17 protein-coding genes are annotated in these 20,487 nt (G+C 70.3%); 11 read left to right on the top strand and 6 right to left on the bottom strand.

All coding sequences use genetic code 11. The features are described 5' to 3' along the window. Positions 1-32: 32 nt before the first annotated feature. Positions 33-1,922, bottom strand: coding sequence for a transglycosylase SLT domain-containing protein (locus WMF12_RS26265; protein WP_437849977.1), 1,890 nt, complete (start codon positions 1,920-1,922; stop codon positions 33-35). A gap of 204 nt (positions 1,923-2,126) precedes the next feature. Between WMF12_RS26265 and WMF12_RS26270 the strand changes: the two genes are divergently transcribed. Both WMF12_RS26270 and WMF12_RS26275 read left to right on the top strand, forming a co-directional pair. Beyond that, the gene (locus WMF12_RS26270) at positions 2,127-3,419 is read left to right on the top strand and encodes a type VI secretion system-associated FHA domain protein (protein ID WP_437541428.1); all 1,293 of its coding nucleotides are present in this window, start codon (positions 2,127-2,129) and stop codon (positions 3,417-3,419) included. 90 nt (positions 3,420-3,509) lie between these two features. Then, positions 3,510-4,202, top strand: coding sequence for a hypothetical protein (locus WMF12_RS26275; RefSeq protein ID WP_437541430.1), 693 nt, complete (start codon positions 3,510-3,512; stop codon positions 4,200-4,202). A gap of 263 nt (positions 4,203-4,465) precedes the next feature. Here WMF12_RS26275 and WMF12_RS26280 read toward each other — a convergent pair whose 3' ends face one another. Then, the gene (locus WMF12_RS26280; protein WP_437849978.1) at positions 4,466-5,383 is read right to left on the bottom strand and encodes a hypothetical protein; all 918 of its coding nucleotides are present in this window, start codon (positions 5,381-5,383) and stop codon (positions 4,466-4,468) included. Between the two features lie 535 nt (positions 5,384-5,918). Between WMF12_RS26280 and WMF12_RS26285 the strand changes: the two genes are divergently transcribed. The 5 genes from WMF12_RS26285 (at position 5,919) to tssG (ending at position 10,587) form a co-directional block, all read left to right on the top strand. Continuing rightward, the gene (locus WMF12_RS26285) at positions 5,919-6,431 is read left to right on the top strand and encodes an Hcp family type VI secretion system effector (protein WP_012237626.1); all 513 of its coding nucleotides are present in this window, start codon (positions 5,919-5,921) and stop codon (positions 6,429-6,431) included. 264 nt (positions 6,432-6,695) lie between these two features. Next, positions 6,696-7,181, top strand: coding sequence for a type VI secretion system tube protein TssD (gene tssD, locus WMF12_RS26290; RefSeq protein ID WP_437739416.1), 486 nt, complete (start codon positions 6,696-6,698; stop codon positions 7,179-7,181). A gap of 46 nt (positions 7,182-7,227) precedes the next feature. Then, complete coding sequence (gene tssE / locus WMF12_RS26295) at positions 7,228-7,647, top strand: type VI secretion system baseplate subunit TssE (protein ID WP_437739417.1); 420 nt, start codon at positions 7,228-7,230, stop codon at positions 7,645-7,647. Positions 7,648-7,720: 73 nt separating this feature from the next. Then, entirely contained in the window at positions 7,721-9,490 is a 1,770-nt protein-coding gene (tssF, locus tag WMF12_RS26300) for a type VI secretion system baseplate subunit TssF (protein WP_437541438.1), read from the top strand. Next, complete coding sequence (gene tssG / locus WMF12_RS26305) at positions 9,454-10,587, top strand: type VI secretion system baseplate subunit TssG (protein WP_437739418.1); 1,134 nt, start codon at positions 9,454-9,456, stop codon at positions 10,585-10,587. The genes tssF and tssG overlap by 37 nt, the downstream gene beginning before the upstream one ends. Positions 10,588-10,646: 59 nt before the next feature. On the opposite strand, the gene WMF12_RS26310 is transcribed toward tssG, so the two are convergent. Then, positions 10,647-11,354 (bottom strand): hypothetical protein, encoded by a 708-nt coding sequence (locus WMF12_RS26310; protein ID WP_437849979.1) that lies wholly within the window; start codon positions 11,352-11,354, stop codon positions 10,647-10,649. 146 nt (positions 11,355-11,500) lie between these two features. Here WMF12_RS26310 and WMF12_RS26315 point away from each other — a divergent pair, with 146 nt between their 5' ends. Then, positions 11,501-12,211: a hypothetical protein gene (locus tag WMF12_RS26315; RefSeq protein ID WP_437849980.1), complete on the top strand. Its 711-nt coding sequence runs from the start codon at positions 11,501-11,503 to the stop codon at positions 12,209-12,211. A gap of 104 nt (positions 12,212-12,315) precedes the next feature. Continuing rightward, positions 12,316-13,362 carry a hypothetical protein gene (locus WMF12_RS26320; RefSeq protein WP_437849981.1) on the top strand — a complete coding sequence of 349 codons (1,047 nt, stop codon included), beginning with the start codon at positions 12,316-12,318 and terminating at the stop codon, positions 13,360-13,362. 13 nt (positions 13,363-13,375) lie between these two features. Here WMF12_RS26320 and WMF12_RS26325 read toward each other — a convergent pair whose 3' ends face one another. Both WMF12_RS26325 and lon read right to left on the bottom strand, forming a co-directional pair. After that, positions 13,376-14,533 carry an FHA domain-containing protein gene (locus WMF12_RS26325; protein WP_437849982.1) on the bottom strand — a complete coding sequence of 386 codons (1,158 nt, stop codon included), beginning with the start codon at positions 14,531-14,533 and terminating at the stop codon, positions 13,376-13,378. 275 nt (positions 14,534-14,808) lie between these two features. Continuing rightward, positions 14,809-17,262: an endopeptidase La gene (lon, locus tag WMF12_RS26330; RefSeq protein WP_437739422.1), complete on the bottom strand. Its 2,454-nt coding sequence runs from the start codon at positions 17,260-17,262 to the stop codon at positions 14,809-14,811. A 434-nt stretch (positions 17,263-17,696) separates the two neighbouring features. Between lon and WMF12_RS26335 the strand changes: the two genes are divergently transcribed. Next, entirely contained in the window at positions 17,697-18,530 is an 834-nt protein-coding gene (locus tag WMF12_RS26335; protein WP_437849983.1) for a formylglycine-generating enzyme family protein, read from the top strand. Positions 18,531-18,608: 78 nt separating this feature from the next. Further along, the gene (gene fmt / locus WMF12_RS26340) at positions 18,609-19,544 is read left to right on the top strand and encodes a methionyl-tRNA formyltransferase (RefSeq protein ID WP_437739424.1); all 936 of its coding nucleotides are present in this window, start codon (positions 18,609-18,611) and stop codon (positions 19,542-19,544) included. 80 nt (positions 19,545-19,624) lie between these two features. On the opposite strand, the gene WMF12_RS26345 is transcribed toward fmt, so the two are convergent. Beyond that, a complete protein-coding gene (locus tag WMF12_RS26345) occupies positions 19,625-20,464 on the bottom strand; it encodes an aldehyde dehydrogenase family protein (protein WP_437873896.1) in 840 nt (279 codons plus the stop codon). Positions 20,465-20,487 lie beyond the last annotated feature (23 nt).

Below are 20,487 nucleotides of genomic sequence, written 5' to 3' on the forward strand. Positions count from 1 at the left end.
GCCGAGGCGCGCCCTCGTCCGAAAGCGCCTCGTCAGCCTCGCCCCTTGCGCTTCTTCTCCGCGGCCTCCGGGGCGCGGCCCTCGGCCCCGCTCGCCTCTCCGCGCTCCCGCGCGGCCGGCTTGGCCCCCCCGCGGGTCGCGTCGCCTCGCGGCGCCGGCGCGGCGTCGTGGGCGCTGTCGTCCTTGTCCTGCGCGGCGAGCGGCTCGCCGGCCGCGACGCGGTCCACCATGTCGGGCCGTATCCGCAGCTTGAGCAGGGCGCCAACGCGGAGCTTTTGGTCCGGCTCAATACGGTTATCGCGCGCGACGTCCTCGACGTCTATGACGAACTGCCGCGCCACGCCGATCAGCGTATCGCCGGGCGCGACGCGGTAGAGCATCACCTCGCGCGCGGACCGCGACTGCCCGCGCGCGGCGCGCGTCCGCAGCGGGGCGCGCGAGACGTCGACAGCGTCGTCGTCGGACGAGCCCTCCGCGCCATCGTCGAGCGAGGACGTGGCCACGGGATCGCGCATCGAGCGCCGCTTGCCGAGCGCAGGCCGGTCGTCGTCGTCCACGTCCGTCTCCGCCGTCCGCTTCCGCGCGGGCTTCGGGAGCAGCGAGAGCAGGCTCTCGTCGTCCCGGCTCCCCCTCCGCGGCGCGAAGTCGCGTCCGCCGAGCAGATCGACCGGATCGAGGATCGACGCGTCGTCCGTGGAGAGCAGCTCCGTGGAGAGCATCGCGGGCAGGGCGGCCTGCGCTCGAGCGAGCGTGTCCGGCGGGAGCATCACGAGGAAGTCTCCCCGTCCGGGCGGCACGCGGTCCCCCAGGATGTCGGGGTTCAGCTTCCGCAGCGTCGAGGTCCCGACGCCGGCGGCCTTCGCCAGCGTCTTGAGCGGCGTCCCCGGGGGCACCGCGATCTCGGCGGCGTCGATCGGCCGGCTCACCGCGACCTCATCGAACCCGAACCGCTCCAGGTTGTTCGCCACGATCGCCGCCGCCCCGATCTTCGGCACGTACGCGGCCGTCTCCGAGGGGATCGCCTCCTGGCGCGCCAGCTCGTTGAAGTCGGACGTCCCGTAGCGATCGATGCGGTCGAGCAGCTGCTCGTAGCCCATGTTGTAGGCCGCGAGCGCGAGGTCCCAGCTGCCGAAGCGCAGGTAGAGATCGCGCAGGTGGTGAGCCGCCGCCTGCGTGGCGAGGCGCGGGTTCTTCCGCTGGTCGAGGTGCCGCGTCTGCTGGAGCCCGTAGACCGCGCCGGTGGCGGGCATGAACTGCCAGAGTCCCACGGCGCCGACCGGCGATTTCGCCCGCGGGTCGAAGCCGCTCTCGATCATGGACACCCAGATGAGATCCTCCGGAAGCCGTCGCTCCCTGAGCTCGGCCTGGATCATCTCCTGGTAGCGCCCGCTCCGCTTCAGCCACGTCTCGAACATCTGCCGCCCGCGGTCGGTGCGCGTGAAGAAGCGGACGTACTTCAGGGTGCGGCGCGACACGGCGAGCCGGAGGTCGGGCAGCTGCAGCTTCGAGAGCGCCTCGGCGCCGGCCGAGTCGAGGTCGTCCACGTCGTCGGCGTAGCTGCCTTCGGCCGAGAACGCGCGCGGCGGCCGCGAGAAGCTCGGCCGATCGAGCTCGCACGCGGCGCCCTCCCGCGCGTCGCGCCCCGCCGCCTCGCGCAGCCGCCACAGCTCCCGCGACTCGCCCCCCGGCGGCGCTGCCGGGCCGTCGAGCCCGCGCGCCGGCGCCGCGTACGGCGGCGGCGCCGCGGCGAGCGCCCCGACCGGCGCCGTGGCCCGCGCTGCCCCCAGCTGGTAGGTCGATACCGCCGACTGGACCGACGTGATCGCCGACTGGGGCGCCGCCATCCCGACCCCGTATCCAAACGCCAGGGCCGAGACCAGGGGAGGGATCTTGTGGACGAGGCTCATTGGTATGTGGTTCAACGTCGCACCATGTAGGCAAACTGGTCAACAAACCGGCCGGCCCGGGCGAGCCGGGCTTGGCGCGCCGCTGGGCGGGCCGGCCTCGGCTCCCTCTCGGGCTTCGGCGTGGCCTCTGGGTGGGCTGCACGCAGACTGGCGGGCCGCATGGTGCGGATGGACGTCAGGCACTCCCGTCCGGCGGAGCGGGTCTGCTAGTCTGCACCCATGCCGGCGGCGCTCTCGGCCCGCGTGTCCGACACCCAGGCCAACCAAAGCTTCGACGTTTCGTTCGAGCGCTTCCCTGTCCGGATCGGCAGGAATCAGCTGAACGACCTTCACATCGACCGGCCCTACATCTCCCAGTTCCATGCGGCGGTGGACGTCCGCGATCGCCGGATCTTCGTGCGCGACCTCGGCTCCACCAACGGGACGATGTTCGCGGGGCACCGGCTGGCGCGCGATACCTCGGTGGACGTGACCGGCCAGCCGGAGATCACGATCGGCCCGATCCAGATCCGGCTGGCGATCATCGAGGCGCCGCTGAAGTCCGAGAGCCCGAACGACGGCACGCTGCTCGGCACGGGCGGAGACAACCTCTCCGCGCTGATCAGCCCGCAGAAGCGCGCCGCTCCCGGCGGCGAAGACCCCTACCTGCGTCAGGTGGTCCCGTACCTGGAGGCGTACCGGACCGCGTGGGCCGCGGTCTACCGGATGATCTGGGATCACCTCGCGCGCCTCCCGCCCGATGCGCGCCAGAGCTACTTGCGCCGGCTTGGCGAGGAGCACCCGAGCGTGCTCGCGGAGCGGGACTTTCAGAAGATCTCTCAGTACTACGGCGTGGACTACCGCACGCTCGGCGAGCTGGCCCCCGCGAACGCGGCGTTCGCAGCGCTCTCCGAGCTGGCGGGCGCCCTCGCGCCCGGCGCGAAGCCCCCGGACGACGTCGCGGGCATCGTCAACTTCGCGCGGCGGCTCCGCGACACGATGGAGGTCTTCCTGAAGTGCTTCGTGAGCTTGCGCGACGGCTATCAGGAGTTCGAGGCCGAGGTGCTGGCGCGCGATCGCTCCGCCGAGACGGACAAGGTCGCGAACGCGCAGGACGCGAAGGAGCTCGGCACGGTCCTGCTCACGCCGGTCGGGGGCCCGGACGCCGCGCGGCACCTCCACGAGATCTTCGTGGATGTCATGAGCCACCAGATCGCGCTCCTGAACGGCGTGATGGGGGGCGTGAGGTCGCTGCTCGTGAAGCTCTCCCCGAAGACGCTCGAGGAGAAGCTCGAGCGCGCGGGCAAGAAAGGCGGGCTGTTCTCGAACAAGTACGAGGAGCTCTGGAAGCTCTACGAGCGCCGGCACGGCGACTATTCGGGGGAGGACAAGGAGACTTTTCGGGAAATATTTGGCGAGCAGTTCTCTCGGGCGTACGCTGCGACCGCCGCAGAGGACTATGGGTCGTCCGGCGAGTCGGGAGGCCGGAGCATCGTCCGCTTCCCCGGCTCTGGGAATCCGAACAAACGCTAGCGCCCCAAAACGGCGGGGCTTCGCGCGGCGAGCCGCGCCTTGGGCTCGCCGATCTTCGCCGGAGGCGCGGCCGAACGCGAGGCGCCGTTCATGCGAATCAGGGAGAAAGTCGTAGCAGCAGGTTGTCTGGCCGTCGCCGCGTGCCTCCTCGCCCCGCGCGAGGCGGCCGCGCAGACGACGGTCCAACGCGATAAGAACTGGGCCACGGTCTCGGACGTGAGCCTCGTGCTGGGAAGCTCCGTCGTTTTCCTGATGCCGCGAGTCTATTACAGCGATCCCGAGGCCACGGTCGGCTGGAAGGGGCGCTGGCATTTCTCGGTCATGGCGCCCGCCATGACGATGACCGCGCTGACGCTGCTCGTGGACCTGCCGATCAAGAACGCGCTCGAGTCGACGCGCCCGGGCTGCTCGATCGACGAGACGAACGCGGCGGTGTCCGACTCGGGCTGCGAGTCGTTCGGCGGCCCGTCGACGCACGCGTTCGCCTCCTGGGGCGCGACGGGCGCCGGCACGGGCATCTTCGTGGTCGACACGTTCCGCTACTCGTCTGGCCGCTTCAACGCCGGCGCCTTCATCGGCAATGTGGCCTTCCCCCTCACCGCCTCGGTCGTCACCACCATCGCCCGCGGCGTCGCCCCCGGCGACACGCGGCCGCACGAGAACGCCGGTCAGATCGCGATCGGCGGCGTCACCGGCTTCCTGAGCGGCCTCGCCGTCGGCACCGCCTACGCGATGCTCCAGCGCCCGAACTGCGGCTACGGCAACGCGCTGTTCTGCTGGTAGCCGCCTCTCCGGTACGTCTCCCTCCCCTCTCCGGCAGGCCTCCCTCCTCCCCTCGCCAGCAAGCCTCCCTCCGCTCGCTGGCGAGCCTCCCTCCGCTCGCTGACCCGGCCAGGGGTCGTGGGGGGAGCGCGGGGGGCAGGCCGAGGTTCGAGCAGATCACGCGCGCCTCGTCCGCGCCATGCGCGGGGAGACGCGCGTCCTGCGGGTCCGGCGGCCCCCGCCTGCCCCCCGCGCTCCCCCTCCCCCCGGCCTCGGCTGCTGTTCTAGTCCTGTCCGACGACGCGCTCCCAGAGCGGATCGTTCGACGAGAAGAGCGTATCCCGGTCCACCCGGAGGAATCGCTGGAACTCGACGCGGCGGAGCTCGCGGTCGCTGTCGCGGTTGCCGTCGTCGTGCTTCACGATCTTCACCCGCACCTGCTCGAGCAGCTGAATGCCGTTCGGTTTGTAGGAGACGTCGGTGCGCAGCACGTAGCGGGCGTAGAGCCCGCGCTCGGTGACGGAGGGCACCACCGCCGTCCGCTCCAGGTCGACGGACGCCGCCTCGATCAGCCGCCCCCTTCGCGCAAGGTAGAAGTGCGCTCGTTGTCGGCAGTCGTCGGGATCAGGGCAGTCCTTCGTCTCGGCCACGACGAGGTTGTCGTTGCCGAGGCGCACCGGGGACAGCTTGGTCCCCTTCGCGGGCGCGCGGAAGCTGCCGACCCCGTAGACGTCAGCGCGATCGCCGGCCGCTCGCACGAGCGCGACGAGGCCGCCCTCGTCGCCGTTCTCGAACTTGAGGACGCGCACCCACACGGCGCGAAGCCCCTCCGGCCCGGAGCGGATCTCGACCTCGTCGGGGTCGATCTTGCGCGGCCAGCCGGACTTGGAGATGCCGCCGCGCAGGGTCTCGTTGGCGAACACGTAGTGGCCGGTACAGTCGACGTCGGTCGGCCCGATCCCGCGTTCCTCGCTGTAGCCGGGAATGACGACGCTCAGCCACTGGTCTGGGTCGAGGGTGCGCACGGCCGCCTTGCCGCCCGCCCCGCGCTTCGCAGGCGGCAGCTGGGTCGTGCACACTGGGATCGGATTCTGCTTGCGTGTCTGGAGCTCGCCGTGTGGCTGCTCTGGGTACGATCCGCAGCCCGCGAGGGCGGCGGCGAGCCCCAGGCCGACGACGGAGCCGAAGCGAACGATGCTCACGCGCTCTTCGTATCATGCAAGGCGTCGCCAAGGCGAGTTCGCGACCTAACGCCCTGGCCGGCCAACGGCTCTGGCCGGCCAACGGCTCTGGCCGGCCAACGGCTCTGGCCGGCCAGCCCGCCTCGTTCTCTCCGGTCGGCGGTCGCGCGCATGCCAGATCACGCCGCCGCCCCGCGCGTCGTCACGTTCCCCACACGCCCGCAACGCGATGGACACGCCCGCGTCCTCTTATGGAAGCGATGGCTTCGCGACGGAATATTGCGCGCCGTCAGGAACCAAACGCGAACCAAACCCCAACCAAAAGCGAACCGAATGCCAAGAAACCCGCACCGTTCCCGGACACAAAAGTCTTGACGCTCCCAAAGAGGGAGTTACCTTCTGGACTCCCTGAGACGAACAGGGGTAGAGATACGATAAGAGTCTTACCTCTGCGTCTCTAAACTCCTAGTCCCGATGGGGCGGACCGTCTGCCAGCGCGCAATGGGGCGTAGACTGAGCCCAGGCGGCGAGACCTTGAAGGAAGAGGCATCTGATCATGGCGTTGCAAGCTCATCTCCAGTTGAAGGGCATTACCCAGGGCCCCATCGATGGCTCGGTCACCCAGAAGGGTCGCGAGAAGACCATCGCTGTCATCGCTGTCCAGCATCAGGTCGTGAGCCCGCGTGACCCGGCGACCGGGCTGCCCAGCGGGAAGCGCCAGCACAAGCCCTTCGTGATCACGAAGGAGCTCGACAAGGCAACCCCCCTTCTTTACAACGCCTTGGTCAACAACGAGAGCATCTCGGAGTGGACGCTCAAGTTCTACACGCCGGGCACCGCGGCGTCGAAGAACGTCGGCAAGGAGCAGAACCACTACACGGTCAAGCTCACGAACGCGACGGTCGCGAGCATCGACTTCCACATGGACAACACGCGCGGCGGGGACGGCGCCAAGGATCGGCCGGAGTACGAGCGGGTCTCCTTCACGTACCAGAAGATCGAGTGGTCGTTCGATGACGGCGACGGCGCGCGTCAGGCGGACGATGACTGGGAGACGCCGCAGGGGTAGTACCTAGCTGCTGAGGTCTCGTCGCACCGGGCGACCTTCGGGTCGCCCGGTTGCGTTTGTCGTCCTGACGTTGGGGCATCAGAGCGGGGCGCAGCTTCGTGCGCTATGGGCTCAGCCGCTAGGCAGGCGAGTGAGGCGTACGAAAGTACGCCGCAGCGAGCCGAACGACGCGGATGAACCCGTAGCGCACGAAGCTGCGCCCCGCTCCAGGGGTTCCTCAAAATCAGGCATGGCCATCACGCGCAGCAAGCTCAGAATGTTGGCATGCCCCTCAGCGCCTACCTCAGACTCGTCGGCGAAAGACAAGGGGAAATCAGGGGCTCCGTCACCCAGAAGGGGCGAGAAGGTAGCATCCTCGTCACCGAGGTGTTCCACTCGCTGGTGGGGCCGCGCGACCCGGTCACCGGGCGCCCGACGGGCAAGCGGATGCACAAGCCCTTTATCGTCACGAAGGACCTCGATCGGTCCACGCCGCTCCTCCTCAGCATCCTCAGCCACAACGAGAGCATCCCCCGCTGGGAGCTCCAGTTCTACAGGTCGATCGCGATCGGCGTCGAGAGGCCTGTCTTCACGGTCCAGCTCACGAACGCGAACATCTCGAGCATCCAGTTCCACATGCTCAACGTGAGGAACCCGGGGCAATCGCGCCTGCCCGAGCAGGAGGAGGTCGCGTTCACGTACCAGAAGGTCGTCTGGACCTGGAACGACGGGGGCGTCTCCGCGGAAGACGACTGGCTCACCCCGCGCTGAGCGGGCGGCCTTCCGCTCGAGGCGCGAGCTGAGCTACGATCCCGCCGTGGCCGGCGCCTCCCTCCTCACCCGAATCGCGCACGCGGCCGACCCGCACTCGACGGAGCGGCACACCTACCGGGATCACGACCTCGAGTCGGCCATCCTGACGCACCTCGGGCACATGCTGAACACCCGCCAGGGGAGCTCGCTGACCTGCCCGGACTACGGCCTCATGGAGGTCTCGGAGGTCCTGCATGAGTTCCCCGAGGCGATCGGCCTGGTGCAGCGCTCGCTCAAGAACTGCATCCAGACCTACGAGCCGCGGCTGAAGAACGTGCAGGTCCGGCACCTGCGCACCGACACCATCCAGTCGATGGTCCTCGAGTTCGAGATCACCGCGCAGATCCACTTTCCCGATGGCCGGCGGCAGGCGCTCCGGCTCGGCGCTGCAGTGGACCAGAGCGGCAACGTCCGGATGACGTAGCCCCCGCCCGGCGGCCTGGCTCACGGCGGTTGACAGCCTTCGGCCCCGGCGGTCGACTGGCGGTGGCGAGAGGATGTTCAACAAGTACTACCAGGACGAGCTCACCTACCTGAGGGATCTGGGGCGCGAGTTCGCCGCCGCCTACCCCGGGATCGCGCCCATGCTCGCGGAGAAAGGCGGGGACCCCGACGTCGAGCGCCTGCTCGAGGGCGTCGCGTTCCTGACCGGCAAGATCCGCCAGAAGCTCGACGACGAGCTCCCCGAGGTGATCCACTCGGTCGCGTCGCTGCTCTTTCCGCACTACCTCCGCCAGATACCGGCGACCTCGATCATCGAGTTCACGCCGCTCCCGAACGTGGTGCGCGAGAAGCTCGTCGTCGCTCGGCACGCAGAGGTCGGGTCGGTGCCGGTCGACGGCGTCTCGTGCCGGTTCCGCACGACCCAGGACGTCGAGCTCGTCCCGCTCGCGGTGGAGGACGTGCGCGTCGACACGGGCGCGCAGCTCGCGCAGACGCTCCGCATCGAGCTCCGCCTGACCGGCGGCGCCGCGCTGTCGGGCCTGTCGCTCTCCTCGCTGCGCTTCTACATCCACGGCGAGCGCAGGTTGCAGGACGACCTCCGCCTCTGGGTCGGGGCGCACGTCGACACCGTCGCGCTCGCCGCGGTGGACGCCGCGGGGCGCGACACGACGATCGCGTCGCTCCCGGCGCGCGCCGTGCGGCTCACCGGCTTCTCCGATGAAGAGTCGCTGATCCCGTACCCGAAGACGGTCTACCCGGGATTCCGGCTCCTGCAGGAGTTCTTCACGCTCCCGCAGAAGTTCGCGTTCTTCGAGGTGACCGGCCTCCAGGCGCTCTCGGCGGAGCGGATCTCCGACCGGTTCGCGATCCTGCTGCAGTTCAGGGACGGGCTCCCGCCGGGGACGCGGATCGGCAAGGAGAACATCCGGCTGTTCTGCTCGCCGGTCGTGAACCTGTTCGAGCACACGAGCGATCCGATCAAGCCCGAGGCCACGAAGCACGAGTACCTCTGCCGCCCGGCGGGCGCGGCGCCCGCGGCCTTCGAGATCCACAGCATCGACAAGGTCGTCGGCATCGCCCGGCGCACGAGCCAGCGCGTCGAGATCCCCTCGTTCTTCAGCTTCCAGCACGAGCTCGATCCCGAGGCCGCCGCGCGGACGATCTTCTACCAGGCGCACCTCCGCCCGGCCGCCATCGGCGACGGCATCGACATGTACCTCTCTTTCGGCTCCCCGCAGGACGCGGGGGCCCTCCCCGAGTTCGACGTGATCAGCATCGAGGCGACGAGCACGAACCGCCGCCTGCCGGCGCAGCTGAAGCTCGGCGACCTCAGGGTGCCGACGGCGACCTCACCCGCCGTGGCGAGCTTCACCAACCTCACCGGCGTCACAGCGCCGCTCCCGCCGCCGCTCGGGCGCGAGCTGCAGTGGCGCGTGCTGGCCCACATGGCGATGAGCTACCGCTCGATCACCGAGCTCGAGGTGCTCCGGGCGACGGTCGATCTCTACAATTTCCAGGCGATCGTCGATCGTCAGGCGGCGCGCGCGAACCAGCTCCGCCTGGCCGCGATCAAGGCGATCCGGGTGCGGCCGACGGATCGGCTGTACCGAGGGGCGCCGGTGCGCGGCGTCGCGGTCGACATCGAGCTCGACGAGGGCGGGTTCGTCGGCGAGGGGGAGATGTACCTGTTCGCGAGCATCCTGAACGAGATGCTCGGGTCCTACGTCTCGCTGAACTCGTTCACGCAGCTGACGGTCACCGGCACGAATACACGCGTGGTGCACAAATGGGACCCGAAGAGCGGCAGCCTGACGCTGATCTGAAGCCGGCTGCGCCGAGAGGCGCCGCGAGCGCCGACCCCGTCGCGCTGGAGACGCTCCGGCGCTTCGCGGATACCGCGCCACGCTTCTCGTACTACCGCCTCATCTACCTGCTCGAGCGGCTCTTCCCTGCCGCGCCGCCGGTGGGCCAGCTCGGGCCGGTGCAGGACGAGCGCATCCGGCTGCGCGGCGACCCCTCGCTCATCTTCGCCTCGAGCGACGTGAGCGAGCTCGCGCCGGTCAAGGCCGCTGACGGCGTGGAGCGCGCCCGCGTCTCGACCACGTTCCTCGCCCTGTACGGCTCGGTGTCGCCGCTGCCGGCGTACTTCATCGAGCAGATCGCGCAGGCCGACTACCAGGGCGGCCCGCAGCCGATCCGCGAGCTCCTCGACGTCTTCCACCACCGGCTCCTGTCGCTGCTCTACCGCGCGTGGACGAAGTACCGCCTGCCCGTCACGTACCGCAAGCAGGGCGCCGATCCCTTCTCGCGCCGGATGCTCTGCGCGGTCGGCGTCGACGGCTTCCGCGGCTACGAGACGCCGCTCGATCGCTTCTTCTTCCTCCGCTACGCGTCGGTCCTCGCCTCGAAGTCGCGCTCGGCGAGGAACCTGGAGACTGTGCTGTCCGAGATGCTCGGCAACATCGACGTGAAGATCGAGCAGTTCGTCGGTCACTGGACGAAGATCGAGAAGCCGTTCAGGAACAAGCTCGGCGTGATGAACCATCAGCTGGGCGAGAGCCTGACCCTGGGGCGCTACGTGTTCGACGGCTCCGGCCGCTACAAGGTCGTGCTCGGCCCGGTGGGCTACGACGAGTACCTCTCCTTCTTGCCCGGGGGTCGGCGGCAAGATCTGGTCCGCGGCGTCATCGAGACGTTCACGCCGGGAATCCACGACGTGATGCTCGAGATCCACGTGGACACGGAGGAGGCGCCGCGGTTCCAGCTCGGCTCGCCGCGCGCCGCGACGCTCAAGCGCACCGCGTGGATCGGCGGCTCTGCGGCGGAGCGGCTCGTGATCACGATCCCCCTCGACGACAAGCACCTCGCGGGCGGCGACGACGAGGACGACGACGATCGCGGCGAGCCCCCGCCGATGTGACCCAGGCCGCGGGCCGCCGGGAGGCGCGGCGGCGCTCGCGCCGTGGACTCGCCCTGCGCTCAGTAAACGGTGAGGCTCTGCAGCGCGGCCGAGATCTCGTCGGCGTTCGCGTCGACGTTCTCGTGGTGCACGATCTGCACGAGCAGGATGCGGCGGGGGCTCCGGAGCAGGATCTCGTGGGCGAAGGCATCCGAGATGGGCTTCGACGGGATCTTCGCCTTGACGAGGTAGCTGCGCCCCTGCGTGTTCGCCGTGGCCACGGGCGCGCGGCCGGAGAGGATCTCCGCGCCCTGCTCCTCGAGATCCGCCTCGTAGCGCTTGAGCACGTCGGGCCACGGATCCTCGGGGCTGTCGATGCGCTCGTAGATCGAGAACAGGAACTGCCGCGGGGACTGGTACGTGATGAAGCGGCGCTCGGGGGTGTAGTCGGCGCCGCCGACGTTCCAGTCCATCGGGCGGCTCATGCGGACGTCGCCGTTCATGAGGCCCACGCCGATCCTGCGCGGCACCCGGTCCGTCGCCGGCGCGTCGAGCGGCGGGAAGTACACCTCGAAGCTCGAGTCCTTGCTCAGGGAGCCGGCCGCGCCGTGGAGGTAGAAGACGTCGTCCTGCTTGGGGGCGGTCGGGGAGCCGCCGCAGCCGGCGAGCAGCGCGATCGCGGCCACGGCGGCGCAGGCCACGCCCGCGCGCCCCGCTCCGGCGGCGAGCGGACGGCGGGCGCGGAAGGCGGGGACGTGCGCGAACATCGGCATTCCGAGGTGCCTCATCGGGGGGAACTCTAGGCCAGCGAGGGCGCGCCAGCCAAATGTTCGCCGAGGAGTTTGCCCTCGGGGTGCCCGGCATTGAATGATTGCCCGGCCCGGGCAGCGCTGCGCCCGCCGATCGAGGCGGTACCCCGTGCCGCGAGAGAGACATGTCCAACGAAAGCAAACCGAGTCGCAAGGGCGAGCCCGCCGGAGCACCGGCGGCGAGCGCGCCGAGCCCCCCCTCCACCAGCACGAGCCAGGGCCACGAGCGTCCGGCGCCTGGCCGCCGCGCGCCCCGACGCCCCGAGCTCGCGGCAGCCTTCGCGCTTGCGCTGGGGGCCCCGGCGTGCAGCGGCATCGACGCCGGCGTGGAGTACCCGGACGATCTGCCCGCGATCGATCGGTACCTCTTGACTCCCGAGAACGGCCCCGAGGCGCCGCTCGCGCTGGGCGAGTTCAAGATCGGCCCCGAAACCTGCAGCGGCGTCGACACGCACCCGGTCACACAGAAGCTCTCGCCCGAGGATCTCAGCCGCTTCCTCGCGGCGCAGGGCGCCGGGAGCATCACCCCGAAGCTGGCGAGGTCGAACCTGTACTGGTTCGACTTCCCCGCGCGCGACAAGTCGTTCGTCCGGCTGCGCCTTGCGGTGCTCGAGGACTCCAAGCACGCGACGCAGGATCTCCACGACGCGGTGCTGCAGCACGGGCCGGGCTGGTGGGGCGTCCGTCGCTCGAACCTCGCCGTGCTCGCGCCGAAGGCGAACCTGAGGGAGGCGATGGCGTTCGCCATCAAGTACAAGCTCGTCTGCTGGGGCGTCTTCACGTACGCGGCCAACGACGACGCGTACGTCGTCCCCGGGCCTTACGCCGAGCTGTGAGGGGAGCTGGCGGCGCGCGGGGCGGAGGCGCACGCCGCCGGCGCGCCGTCGACAGACCTCTGCGAAGCTGGCCCACGCTCGGGGAGAACGCGTAGACTGCGCCCATGCGCCGTTACGTCTTGCTCGCCGCCGCCGTCGCTCCGATCCTCGCCGTGACCGCAGCCGTCTCCGTGCCCGGCTGCAGCGAGGAGTTCGAGAACATCTGCGCGTTCCTCAACGATCCCGACAGCTGCTACCACGCGTTCCAATCTGAAACCGCGGCTGGGTGCTGGACGCCGGGCGCAGGAAACGGACCAAGCGGCGCCTTTGCGAGCCGCGACAAGCTTGATGTCTGCTTCCTCGATGAAGGTGGCCAGATCGTCTTCGATCCCCCTCTCGATATCGCAGCATTCCCCCCGAAGACCATGGCCTTCAAGCGCCTCGATCGGACAGCAGCGGAGTGCGGCTCTGTCACGTTCTCAGGAGAGTTCAGCTACTCGGTGACCGTCCAAGTGCCCTGCACCGCGGACGAGATAGATGGTGGCGTGGCGGAGTGCGCGGACGCCGGCACCGATAGCACTATCAAGATCGGCAAGACGATAACCCTCACGACTCCGGAGGGCAGGAGCACCCTCGACGTGAGCTGCACGGACGGGTCATCGCACCACTTCAATCGTGTCGACATCCAGGAGTGCGCGACTGAAGGACAAGACCAGCTGCAGCCTCGGGCCGAGCTCGAGGCGAACGCGGGCAACCAGCCCCCGCCTGATGCCGACCCCACGATGACAGGCAACTACGCAGGCTCCGTCAAGCTCAACGTTCACTATCCGCAGAGCAACTCGATAGTGGAGTTCGAGAAGGGAAAAACGCGGGTGGAGCAACCGCCTGTCGTGGTCGAATACTTCAACTGCCGTATCCCAGCTCCGGCGCCGCTCTGCTTCGACGGCGAGAAGGACGGCTTGGAGACCGACATCGATTGCGGGGGCACGCTCTGCACGAAGCGGTGTGAGGAAAGCCAGTCCTGTGCTCTGGACAGCGACTGCGCGACCGGCACGTGCAGAACCGACAGCAGCGGCTTCCTCAAATGCCAGGCAGCTGCCAGCAGCAGCGCAAGCGCCGCCGCCGGAGGCGGAGGAGGCGCTGGCGGCTCGGGCGGCTCGGGCGGCCAGTAGCCTCGCTCTCCGCTCAGGCGACCAGCACCTTCACCACGAACGTCGTGCTCCCGAGGCGCAGCCGGTCGTTGTCGCGCAGCTGCCGGCGCTCGCCCTGTCCGAGGCGCTGCTCGTTGACGAAGGTGCCGTTGCGCGAGCCGTCATCCTCGATGAAGACCTGACCCGTCGTCGGATCCGCGTGGATCGACGCGTGCCGTGAGGAGGCGCTCGCATCCGCGAGCCCGATCTCCGTCGCGGCGTCCGCCCCGGCGCGCCCCACCTGCGTCCGGCCGCTGTATATCGGCCAGAAGCTGCCTCCAGGATCGTTCTGGAACGTCACGATGAAGCCGACGAGGACACGCGCAGGCTGCGCCGACACCTGCGGCACCGCGCCCGAGACCGCCCCCTGGACGATCGGCGGCGCGACGATCGCAGGCGCCCTGGCCTGAGCGGCCATCGGCACCCCGCCCTGCATCATCATCGGCGGCGGCGCGACTGCGCCTCCCTGCACCATCGGCGGCGGCGCGACCACGCCCCCCTGCACCATCGGCGGCGGCGCGACCGCCCCCCCCTGCACCATCGGCGGCGCGACCAGCCCCGGCGCCCCCGTCGGCACGACCATCGGCGGGGGCGCAACCATCTGCGGAGGCGCGCCGAAGACCGGCGCCGGCGCCACGGGCGGCTGCCCCATCGCCCCACCCATTGACGCGCCAGGCACCATGCCTGGCCCCGGTGCCCCGAGCGCCGGCTGGACCGGCGGGACGCCCGGCGCGTTCATCGGAGGAGACGCCGGCTGCGACGTGAGCCCCGCAGAAGGTGCCGCTCGGGCCCAGGGTGAGACCGGGAAGGGAGCTTCCCCGCCCGTCGAGAAGGGGACGCTTCCGCCCGGCGATGCCGGCACCGAGAGCCCGCCTCCCCCGACCCCGTAGGCCTGAGGAGGAGGCGGATAGGCGCCCTGCGCGCCCCCCGCCGCGTAGCCTGGCGACGCCGCGCCGCCATAACCCGAGACGGCTGGCTGCCCTGGATAGCCCGGCGGGCCAGGCGGAGCATAGGCGCCAGCCCCCGCCTGCACCGGCGGAGGCGCGACCGGAACGGAGGCTCCAGGCGCTGCGCCCGCCACGCTCGTACCGCACATCGAGCAGGCAGCGTCGGTCTCCTTGAGCATCCACGCGCAGTTCGGACACGGCCTCATGCGATCTCGAGGCTACCGATTCGCTTGACATCCGTCGAGGCGAAAGCCGCCCGCAGGCGCGAGCACGCCGCGCAGCTCGGCGCGCGCTGCGCGGGCGATGCGATGCCGCTTCCACGCGCTGCAACGCGAGCGCGCCAAGCTCGCCGAGAGGCGGAGGCGTCCGTCGCTGCCGCGCGGGCGTCTTCACGAAAAAAGCACGAAAAAAGGCGCCGCGCGTTCAAGCCGCGCGGCGCCTCGGAGACAGGTCGCTCAGCGATCGCTGGCGACGGCCGTCATCAGTTGCTGGCGATCGAGCTCTTCTCCGACTTCTCGATCTCCTTCTTCTCGCCGTCCTTCGACTCCTCGGTCGCGGGCGCGGGCTCGGGCAGCCGCTCGAGCGCGGCCTCCAGGACCTGCTCCATCCGGCTGACGAAGAAGAACTGCAGCTCGTCCACGACCTCCTTCGGGACCTCCTCGAGATCCGCTCGGTTGCGCTCGGGGACGATGATGCGCTTGATGCCGGCGCGGTGCGCCGCCAGCACCTTCTCCTTCAGGCCGCCGATCGGGAGCACGCGACCGCGCAGCGTGATCTCGCCCGTCATCGCGACGTCGTGGCGGACCTTGATCCCGGTGAGGAGCGAGACGAGCGCCGTGAACATCGTCACGCCCGCGCTCGGCCCGTCCTTGGGCATCGCGCCGGCGGGGATGTGGATGTGCAGATCGCTCTTCTCGAGGAAGTCCTTCGCGATGCTGAACCTCGCCGCGTTGCTGCGCACGAACGACAGCGCCGCCTGCGCCGACTCCTTCATCACGTCGCCGAGCTGGCCGGTCAGCTGGAGCTTGCCCGTGCCGTACATCCGCGTCGCCTCGATGAAGAGGATCTCGCCGCCGACGCTCGTCCACGCGAGGCCCGTCGCGACGCCGCTCTCGGCGGTGCGCTCCGCGACCTCGCTCGTGTACTTCGCCGGGCCGAGGAACTCATGCAGGTCGTCCTCGTTGTCGACGCGCCGCTTCTGCGTGTCGCCCTCGGCGACCTTCACCGCCACGCCGCGGATGACGCCCGCGATCTGCCGCTCGAGCGACCGGACGCCGGCCTCGCGCGTGTAGTGATCGATGATCTCCTCCAGCGCCTTGTCCGTGACCTCCAGCTGCTCGGTCGTGAGCCCGTGCTCTGACAGCTGCTTCGGGAGCAGGTGCTGCCGCGCGATCGCGAGCTTCTCTTTCCGCGTGTAGCCGGGGATCTCGAGGATCTCCATGCGGTCGCGGAGGGGCGGCGGGATCGGATCCGCCACGTTCGCGGTCGCGACGAACATCACGTGCGACAGGTCGTACGGGATCTCCAGGTAGTGATCCGCGAACGTGTTGTTCTGCTCCGGATCGAGCACCTCGAGCAGCGCCGCCGACGGATCGCCGCGGAAGTCGTGCCCGATCTTGTCGACCTCATCCATCATGAAGACCGGGTTGATCGTCCCCGACTTCTTCATGCCCTGGATGATCTGGCCAGGGAGCGCGCCGACGTAGGTGCGCCGGTGTCCGCGGATCGCCGCCTCGTCGTGCACGCCGCCGAGCGAGACCCGGTGGAACTTGCGGCCGAGGGCGCGCGCGATGCTCCGGCCGAGTGACGTCTTGCCGACGCCGGGAGGCCCGAGCAGGCAGAGGATCGGGCCCTTCTTGTCCTGCTTCAGCTTCCGGACCGCCAGGTACTCGAGGATGCGTTTCTTGACCTTCTCCAGGCCGTAGTGGTCCTCGTCGAGCACCTTGCGGACGCTGCCGATGTCGAGGTTGTCCTGCGTCGACTGCGTCCAGGGCACGTCGAGGATCCAGTCGAGGTACGTCCGCACCACGGTGTACTCGGCCGACCCGACCTGCATCGTGCGCAGCCGCTTCAGCTGCTTCTTCGCGACGGTCTCCGCCTCGGTCGGCAGGTTCGCCTTCGCGATGCGATCCTCGAGCCCGTCGAGATCGCCCTGATCGCCGTCGTCCTCGCCCAGCTCCTCCTTGATGGCCTTGAGCTGCTGGCGCAGCACGTACTCGCGCTGGTTCTTGCCCATCTCCTCCTTGATCTGGGAGTTGATGCGCTCGCGCATCTTCAGGATCTCGAGCTGCCGCGTGAGCAGCCGCAGCACCTTGCGGATGCGCTCCTTCACGTCGATCGTCTCGATGAGCTGCGCCTTCTCCTCGACCGGAGCGTCGAGGTTCGCCGCGACGAGATCGGCGAGCGCGCCGGGCGCCTGGATGGAGTCGATGAGCGAGCCCGCTTCGCGCGGGAGCTCCGGCATCAGCTGGATGACCTGCTTCGCGATGTCGCGCAGGCTCATCGCCAGCGCCTCCGCCTCGACGTCCTCCGTCGCCGGCTCGTCCATGCGGCGGATCTTGGCGCGCAGGTACGGCGTGTGGGCCGTGACGCTATCGAGCCTGATCCGCGTGAGGCCCTGCAAGATCAACGAGTAGTTGCCCGAGCTGTGCTTCAGCGCCTTCAGCACGCGCGCGGCGCAGCCCATCGGGTACAGGTCCTCCGCCCCGGGATCGTCGGTCGACGGATCGCGCTGGGCGAAGATCGCGATGACCGGGCCGGGGAGGTTGTCGACATCCTCCACCAGCGCGACCGACTTCTCGCGGCCGACATCGAAGGGCGCGACGGCGCCCGGGAACAGCACCGCATTGCGGATCGGCAGAACCGGCAGCTCGTCGCCGAAGACGACCTCTTCCTCGGAGCGCGGCGGCATCGGCGGGTTCTTTTTCTCGGACATGGCGATCTCCTCTAGGCACCCGACCGGGGGAGGTAAACCCCTTCATCAACACGCAGCCGGGCCGCGCGGCCACCGCGCGCCCCGGTCATCTTGGCTTGCATCCAGACGGATGCGGATGGTGCAACGCGGAGCCCTGCTGGCAGCTCTTGGTGGAAGACAGCCCGCGAGGCTACGGGAACTCACCATAGACACGGCGCATGCCGCGTGCCACAGCCCTGGCCATTTTTTTGAATGAGGATACGCTGCCGGTCAGCTCCGACCTGCAGCGCTCGCTCGTCACGCTCGTCACCACCTGGCGCGCGCGGCGCGGCGCAGGATCCTCGGCGGCCGGGTCAACGCGGCGCGCGGAGGAGGCGCGCCTCGGCCTTGCCGCGCGCCGCGGCGAGTCCGAGGCTGCGCCCGGCACGGAGCGACACCCTGGCCCTCGCTGAACGATGATCGATCCCCTGCTCGGCCTCGGTGCGCTCGCGATCGCGATGCTCGGCCTGCCGGCGGCGCCGTCGCTCGATCCAGGGCCCAGCCCGGCGTGCCCGGCGGACATGCGGCTCGTCACCGGCACGCACCGCGACGAGGTGCAGCACGTCTGCGTGGAGCCGGTCAAGAGCGGCAAGGCGACCCACTGCTTCGCGTACTGGGAGGACATCACGGCCGAGGAGGGGCCGTCGACCGAGATCTCTGTGTGCATGGACCAGTTCGAGGCGCCGAACCAGCGGGGGGCGAAGCCGCTCGTCATGCAATCGTTCGAGACGGCGACCGCGTGGTGCGCCGCGCGCGGCAAGCGGGTGTGCGCCGAGCAGGAGTGGGAGCTCGCGTGCGAGGGCCCCGAGCGGCGTCCCCTCGCCTACGGCTGGCGCGTGGACAAGGCGGTCTGCAACAGCGGCAAGGCCTGGCGGCCGGTCGACGAGCGGAAGCTCGGCGCCTCCGGCGAGGCGGCGCAGCGCGAGGTCGAGCGGCTCTGGCAGGGCGCGCCGAGCGGCTCCCATCCCGGGTGCGCCTCGACCTTCGGCATCTTCGACATGATGGGCAACGTCGAGGAGTGGGTCGCCTCGCGCCGCGGCCGCCGGTGGCCAGGCGCGCTCATGGGCGGCTTCTGGGCCAAGCCGTGGACGGGCTGCCGCGGGACGAACGACGCGCACGATCCGAAGTTCGTGTTCTACGAGACCGGCTTCCGCTGCTGCGCCGATCCGCGCTCAGCGCTCCCTTCGCGCGGCGCGGCGGCGCCCGTGGCGGACGAAGAGCGCGGCGGGCGCCGAGCGCCCGGGCCCTGAGGCCGAGCCTCCACGGCAGCGCTCGCCGCGAGCGAAGAAGGCGGCACGACGGGCGCAGGTCCTGCTAGAAGCCAGGGCGTGCGCGCCCTGTTCTTCGGTACCCCCGCCATCGCCGTGCCGTCGCTCGAGGCGCTCGCGTCGATCGCGGACGTCGTCGGCGTCGTCTGTCAGCCGGATCGGCCGGCCGGCCGCGGGCTCGAGCTGAAGGCGCCGCCGGTGAAGGTGAAGGCGCTGGAGCTCGGCGTGCCCGTGGTGCAGCCCGAGAAGGTCCGCACGCCCGAGTTCGCCGCGTGGGTCGCGGGCGCCGGAGCGGACGTCGCGCTGGTGATCGCCTACGGGCGCATCCTGCCGAAGGCGGTGCTCGAGGCGCCGCGGCGCGGCTGCATGAACCTGCACGCGTCGATCCTGCCGCGCTACCGCGGCGCCGCGCCGATCACCTGGGCGATCGTCGGGGGCGAGGCCGAGACGGGCATCTCGCTGATGCAGATGGACGAGGGCATGGACACGGGGCCCGTCTACGCGGTGCGCCGGACGGCGATCGGCCCGGACACGACCGCCGACGAGCTCGCGATCGATCTCGGGGCGCTCGCCGCGCGCGTCGTGCGCGAGGACCTCCGCCGCGCGGTGGACGGCGAGCTCGCGCCGACGCCGCAGGACCACGAGGCGGCGACGCACGCGGCGCTCCTGAAGAAGGAAGACGGGCGCATCCGGTGGGAGCGGAGCGCCCGGCAGATCCACGACCACATCCGAGGGATGACCTCGTGGCCAGGCGCCTTCACGACGATCGACGGCAAGACGCTGAAGGTGCTGGCCGCGCATGTCGAGAGCGAGGCCGACCAGGCCGGCGCGCCGCCGGGGACCGTGGTGATGGCCGGCCGCAGCGTCGTGATCGTCGCCTGCGGCGCGGGCGCGATCCAGATCGTGCGAGCACAGGCCGAGGGGCGGAAGCCGCTCGCGGCGGCGGACCTCGTCGCCGGGCGGACGCTCCAGACGGGGATGGTGCTCGGTCGTTGAGCGCCCCGGGCGCCGTTCACGGCGCCCCGTCGATGAGCGCGGCCCGCGTCACGGCGCCCGGTCGTTGAGCGCCGCCCGCGTCACGGCCCGGCCGGGTGCCAGATCGTCTTCAGCTCGACGAACCGCTCGATCCAGCGGGGGGACGTCGCCGCCCTGTCGTCGAACCACTCCGCCTCGCCGAGCGATCGGGCGCGCACCCGCTTGACGCTGGCCGCGGCCGCCTCCTCGAGGCGCTTCGCCAGCGCCGCGTCCACGCCGTGCAGATCGAGCGCGGCGACGTCCATGTGCGCGGCGAGGTGCGGCAGCACCTCCGCGAGCTGGCCGGTGAGGACGTTGACGACGCCGCCCGGGAGATCGCTCGTGGCGAGCGCCTCGCCGAAGACGAGCGCCGTGCGCGGATCCGCCTCGCTCGCGAGCACGACGCAGGTGTTGCCGGCGGTGATCACCGGCAGGAGAGCGCCCGCGAGGCCGAGCAGCGCCGGCCGCGGCGGCGCCGCGATGACGACGACCCCCATCGGCTCGGGCACCGTGAAGGTGAAGTGCGGGCCGGACACGGGGTTCAGGCTCGCGAAGAGGCTCTGGTACTTGTCGGCCCAGCCCGCATAAGCGACCGCGCGATCGATCACCGCCAGGACCTCGCGCTCGGCGGCGCCTGCGCCCTGCCCGCCGCGCTCGAGCGAGGCCGCGAGCTCCGCGCGCCGCGCCTCGAGCATCTCGGCGAGGCGGTAGAGGATCTGCCCGCGGTTGTACGCGGCGCGCGCGGACCAGCCGCCGAGCGCGCCGGCCGCCGCGAGCACGGCGTCGCGCCCGTCCTTGCGCGAGGCGCGCGGGATGTTCTCGACCGCCCCCGCGCCTCCGTGATCGCGCACCTGCGTGTACCTCCCGGACTCCGAGCGCACGAACGCGCCGCCAACGAACATCTTGTACGCCTTGCGCACGCCGA

Source organism: Sorangium sp. So ce363, from assembly GCF_051520435.1.
GTDB classification, from domain to species: domain Bacteria; phylum Myxococcota_A; class Polyangia; order Polyangiales; family Polyangiaceae; genus Sorangium; species Sorangium cellulosum_B.

Excerpts from the sequence above, each read along its gene's own strand:
- tssD (WP_437739416.1), top strand. The coding sequence starts at position 6,696 with ATGCCCCTCAGCGCCTACCTCAGACTCGTCGGCGAAAGACAAGGGGAA.
- tssF (WP_437541438.1), top strand. The coding sequence starts at position 7,721 with ATGTTCAACAAGTACTACCAGGACGAGCTCACCTACCTGAGGGATCTG.
- lon (WP_437739422.1), bottom strand. The coding sequence starts at position 17,262 with ATGTCCGAGAAAAAGAACCCGCCGATGCCGCCGCGCTCCGAGGAAGAG.
- WMF12_RS26335 (WP_437849983.1), top strand. The coding sequence starts at position 17,697 with ATGATCGATCCCCTGCTCGGCCTCGGTGCGCTCGCGATCGCGATGCTC.
- tssG (WP_437739418.1), top strand. The coding sequence starts at position 9,454 with ATGGGACCCGAAGAGCGGCAGCCTGACGCTGATCTGAAGCCGGCTGCG.
- WMF12_RS26325 (WP_437849982.1), bottom strand. The coding sequence starts at position 14,533 with ATGAGGCCGTGTCCGAACTGCGCGTGGATGCTCAAGGAGACCGACGCT.
- WMF12_RS26315 (WP_437849980.1), top strand. The coding sequence starts at position 11,501 with ATGTCCAACGAAAGCAAACCGAGTCGCAAGGGCGAGCCCGCCGGAGCA.
- WMF12_RS26310 (WP_437849979.1), bottom strand. The coding sequence starts at position 11,354 with ATGAGGCACCTCGGAATGCCGATGTTCGCGCACGTCCCCGCCTTCCGC.
- WMF12_RS26275 (WP_437541430.1), top strand. The coding sequence starts at position 3,510 with ATGCGAATCAGGGAGAAAGTCGTAGCAGCAGGTTGTCTGGCCGTCGCC.
- WMF12_RS26270 (WP_437541428.1), top strand. The coding sequence starts at position 2,127 with ATGCCGGCGGCGCTCTCGGCCCGCGTGTCCGACACCCAGGCCAACCAA.
- WMF12_RS26320 (WP_437849981.1), top strand. The coding sequence starts at position 12,316 with ATGCGCCGTTACGTCTTGCTCGCCGCCGCCGTCGCTCCGATCCTCGCC.
- WMF12_RS26285 (WP_012237626.1), top strand. The coding sequence starts at position 5,919 with ATGGCGTTGCAAGCTCATCTCCAGTTGAAGGGCATTACCCAGGGCCCC.
- WMF12_RS26345 (WP_437873896.1), bottom strand. The coding sequence starts at position 20,464 with ATGTTCGTTGGCGGCGCGTTCGTGCGCTCGGAGTCCGGGAGGTACACG.